General features: G+C 37.0%; 1 protein-coding gene. It reads right to left on the bottom strand.

Annotation, left to right across the window (positions count from 1 at the left end):
* Window positions 1-14: 14 nt before the first annotated feature.
* On the bottom strand, window positions 15-1,193 hold the full coding sequence (locus tag F7D73_RS00935; protein WP_118064592.1) for an IS4 family transposase: 1,179 nt from the start codon (window positions 1,191-1,193) through the stop codon (window positions 15-17).
* Between the last annotated feature and the right edge of the window lie 126 nt (window positions 1,194-1,319).

Genomic DNA, 1,319 nt, shown 5'->3' with positions numbered 1-1,319 from the left:
CACTGCTGTCCCGTTTAGAAATCATCGGGCCTGAAAAGGCTAGGATATAGCCAATCCTCCGTCTCTTCTGTTGGAACAGCTTTGTTAAACAATTCATTTAAAGGAGTCTTGTCCGTAAGGAATAGACCCACGTTCTTTGAAATAGTGTGTAGCGATTGATCTATGTGCATCACTTTCTTTGCATAAGCTAAAAGCAAGTATGTGCATATGGCAATCCAGATTTGCAGATATATGGCATTCTCGGAAGTTCCATAAAAGGATTTGATGTGAAGGTGTTGCTTAATCCATTTAAAGTAAAGTTCCACGTTCCATCTTTCCCTATATAATTCAGATATGGTAAGCGCTTCATATTCCATGTTGTTTGTGAGAAACCTATACACCTTACTTGTTGCATAGTCCTCATAGGTTACCATTCTAAGTTCTTCAGGATACCATTTGGCAGTATGTAGTCCTGTTAATTTGATACGTTCATCAGAAATGATACCAGTACTCTTGTCAACTTCGGCTTCTGATACAACTTCAAAAAGCATGTTATCTTTTGCCCTAGTAACAAAGAATGCATTCTTCTTAGTTATCAACTTGAAGAGTCTGTTGAAATCTACATATCCTCTGTCCATCAAATAGATAGCAGAAGGTTCTATGTAGAGATCATCAAGAGCTTTTACATCATTAACCGATGCAGAAGTCAAATAAACTGAGACTGGAAGATTTCCTCGCAAATCGACTAATGTGTGCATTTTGATGCCACCTTTGTTTTTGCGATACTTTGCCCAAGGACATAATTTGAGACACAGACTTATAGTACTGCTATCAAAAGCATATACCATGTTGTCTAGGTCTAATCTGAACTTGTCTTTGACATAAAGAGGACGTACTTTTTTCAAAAGAACGTCTGCAAAATCTTTATAGATATGCCAATCTCGCTTCTCGTTAGCTTTTGCTAGAGTATTACGTGGTACAGCATAACTAATACCACAATGGTAAAGTTTGCTGGAGAGTGCCGTAAGGCAGTTTTCTATATCTCGAAGACTATCACGACCTGTTAATTGAGCATAGCTCATTACTAGGAATTGGTCTTTGCAAGAGAAGTTTCTTGCTCTGTAGTTTCCCTTATAACGGTCTACACAAGTTTTGAAATCACGTTCTGGTATAAGTGACATAATCTGAGAGAATATAGTTTTGCCTTTGTTCATCGCACACGTATTTTAAATATGCGTGCAAAGATACAAAATCAAATCGAATACACTATAAAAAGTCCGTAAACTTTTGAGTATTAATAACTTATTTAATAATCGTCTCGTTTTAACGGGACACTAGTG

It is taken from the genome of Segatella copri (assembly GCF_009494395.1).
Taxonomy (GTDB): domain Bacteria; phylum Bacteroidota; class Bacteroidia; order Bacteroidales; family Bacteroidaceae; genus Prevotella.
Note: the sequence above shows the minus strand (reverse complement) of the source record. Positions and strands in the feature narration are given on the sequence as shown.

Excerpts from the sequence above, each read along its gene's own strand:
- F7D73_RS00935 (WP_118064592.1), bottom strand. The coding sequence starts at position 1,193 with ATGAACAAAGGCAAAACTATATTCTCTCAGATTATGTCACTTATACCA.